Genomic DNA, 2,863 nt, shown 5'->3' with positions numbered 1-2,863 from the left:
AACAAGGAAAAATGGGTTTGGGGTAAAAATTATCTCAAAACTCGTCAACAACTAGCCGAGTTACAAAGAAAAACAGCAGATAAACGGAAACAAGATCATCAACGGCTTGCCAATTGGATCATCACATTAGGTCATCATATCCAAGTAGAAAAAATGAATTTCAGAGCACTTCAAGCAAAGGCAAAAGAAACAAAAGTCGATGCCAACGGAAAATACAAAAAGAAAAAACGATTTGGAAAAAGTATTGCGAATCGTGCGCCAAGTTTGTTTTTAAACATACTGAATCAAAAACTGCAATATGAAGGCTATTCCCTTCAATACATCGACACATTTCGCGTCAAGGCAAGTCAATACGACCACCAAAACGATGAGTACAACAAGAAAACACTTTCTCAACGATGGCATGAAGTAGACGGACATAGAGTGCAACGAGATTTATACAGCGCATTTTTAATCATGAATGTGAAAGACAATCGAAAAGAAATAGATAGACAAAAATGTTTAGAGAGATGGGATCAATTTATTCGACTGCATGATGAAGAAATCAAACGACTTCGTCTTCATCCATATGTCGTAAGTAGTATGGGAATTTAAATGATAAAAAGCGTCTTGAACCGGGCGCACAGGGCGATAAGCACCAGTAAGGTGTTTGCCCATGAAAGTCTTGTGGAACAAGGGTGAGTTCTACACGCAGGTGTACGAGAAACCCTTTTGTACACAAGAACCTCGTGGCTTTAGCCATCGGGAGGTTCAGGAGATGTTGCATTGGTAAATAAAAAGTTGTATAAATAAGGAAGCGATCATCAAAAATTATCATGGGGTAGGTCATGATCCAAAATGTTGCATCAGTCTCAGCGTGAAACGGAGGACGTCATTCATGAAAAAATGGGTCTATTTCATTTTATGTCTAGGGTGGTTAACCGCGTGTTCAATGAATGGAAAAAGTGAGCCGGCTCCATCCAAACCGACCGCACCAATTGAGGTTACATTTAAAACCATCCCTGAAGTCATTCAAGCAAATCAGCCGACTACCCTTCAGGTTGTGGTTAAACAAGGGGATGATGCAGTAGAGGATGCAAGTGATGTTCAATTTGAGGTATGGAAAAAAGGACAAGAGAAACATCAAATGATCCCTGCTAAACATCAAGGAAAAGGGGTATATGCTGCTGAAAAGACGTTCGACAGTGAAGGGATTTATTTCGTCACCTACCATGTAACAGCAAGAAATATGCATAGCATGAAACAAGTGGAACTTACGGTTGGAGAAATCAATAGAAACGAGCAAGAAGAGGGCAAGGATCCAGCAGCACAGAACCAATCCGACCACTCCCATGATCATCATGGATTAACAATCCAGTTATCACCAACGGAAACACGTAAAGATCAAAACACCGTATTCAAAATCAACGTGCAACACGAAGGAAAACCTTTAACGAATGCTCATGTAACGTTGGAATACTGGACTGGACAGGAAGAGAAGCATACCTATGTTGATGCGAAGGAACAGTCAGCAGGAGAATATGTAGCGAATATAAAACTGTCGAGCGTTGGAGACTATCATTTCCGGGTTCATGCTATCAAAGGCGAGTTACATGATCACAAAGTCATTCATGTTCACGTGAAATGATAAAACGAATGAAAAGAGGGTGACCGATCGGGGTCATCCTCAAAACGTTTATTAGTCTACTTTTAATACAACGCGACCGTTAATTTGTCCTTTTAGCATGCGATCGAAGACTTCATTGATTTTTTCGAGCGGTTAGCGAACAGTGCCTGGCACTGTTCGCTAAGAAGTGGTGCAAAAGCTTTCGATATCGGTTCAAAAAACTGTGAGACAGTATTTAATAAGGCAATTGGTGCATAGAATCGCTGAATTAGAAAATAAAACTTTGGATTTAGTCTACAAAAGCTTATTTGGAGTGGAACGTTGTACTTCAAGATTTTTTCTTATAACCTTTTTTATAAATCTAATTCGTGTTATAATTGTTATAACAGTTATAACAAAGAGGTGAGATAAATGTTAAGCGCAGAACGAAAAGTATTAAAAGTTGGCAATTCACTTGGGGTTACCTTTCCAATGGAGTTTTTAAATAAGCTTGGTATTCATCAAGGAGATGAAATACAAATGGAGCTTGAAGAGGATAAAATTGTTATAAGGAAAAGTAAAAAAGTTGATTTGCCAAAAGGAATCTCCCAAGATTTTTTTGAAGTATTAAACGAAACTCTTGAAGAGTATGATGAGACCATCAAGGGGCTTATTGATCGATGAGATATCTAACTGTAGAAGAAGTCGTTGCGATTAATTTTTTCATTATTGGAAAATATTCTCCAAATGAGCTGAAAGGGATAAAAGAACCTGCATTGTTAGAATCGGCTGTCTACCGTTCACAACAAAGTGTGTTTGGTAAAGATGCTTATCCTACTATTTTTGAAAAAGCGGCAGCATTATTTGAGTCTTTGGCTAAGAACCATTGTTTTCATAATGCAAACAAAAGAACTGCCTTTGTAGCACTTGTTCAATTTTTAAAATACAATGGATACTATTTTACGATGCCGCAAGATGATGCCATTGAATTTGTTGTTGATGTAGTGAATCATCGATATTCCTTCGAGCAAATTGTTGCAACCATCAAAGAGTATGCATTTGAACGTAAATATTAGCGAACAGTGCCAGGCACTGTTCGCACGGGTGACCGCTGTTCGTCTTGTCATGGAAGGTCATCTCGGTAAAGATGTGGCCAAAATGGTCAATCTGTGCCGTCAATCCGCTGCCATCTACGTTGCACGGTTTAATCAAGGTGGGCTCGATCATCTACTCGATCGTCGGTTGCCGCCTGGCCGTGTGCCGTTTCTTACGGAAGAA

The 2,863-nt window shown here is 39.2% G+C and carries 4 protein-coding genes and 1 pseudogene; all 5 read left to right on the top strand.

Annotated elements, in window-relative coordinates:
- Positions 1-594, top strand: a pseudogene (locus ABEV15_RS02135) (RNA-guided endonuclease TnpB family protein); the annotation flags it as partial.
- Between the two features lie 283 nt (positions 595-877).
- Entirely contained in the window at positions 878-1,627 is a 750-nt protein-coding gene (locus ABEV15_RS02130; RefSeq protein WP_498852258.1) for a FixH family protein, read from the top strand.
- Between the two features lie 390 nt (positions 1,628-2,017).
- Positions 2,018-2,269 carry an AbrB/MazE/SpoVT family DNA-binding domain-containing protein gene (locus tag ABEV15_RS02125; protein ID WP_498852257.1) on the top strand — a complete coding sequence of 84 codons (252 nt, stop codon included), beginning with the start codon at positions 2,018-2,020 and terminating at the stop codon, positions 2,267-2,269.
- Positions 2,266-2,661 carry a type II toxin-antitoxin system death-on-curing family toxin gene (locus tag ABEV15_RS02120; RefSeq protein ID WP_004888889.1) on the top strand — a complete coding sequence of 132 codons (396 nt, stop codon included), beginning with the start codon at positions 2,266-2,268 and terminating at the stop codon, positions 2,659-2,661. Before ABEV15_RS02125 ends, ABEV15_RS02120 begins: the two co-directional genes overlap by 4 nt.
- A partial coding sequence (locus ABEV15_RS02115) for a helix-turn-helix domain-containing protein (RefSeq protein WP_498852256.1) occupies positions 2,639-2,863 on the top strand: 225 nt, incomplete at its 3' end. The genes ABEV15_RS02120 and ABEV15_RS02115, both read left to right, overlap by 23 nt.

This window comes from Bhargavaea massiliensis, assembly GCF_050480245.1.
Taxonomy (GTDB): Bacteria; Bacillota; Bacilli; order Bacillales; family Anoxybacillaceae; genus Anoxybacillus.
The sequence above is the reverse complement of the archived record's forward strand: the minus strand, read 5'-3'. Positions and strand labels throughout refer to the sequence as shown.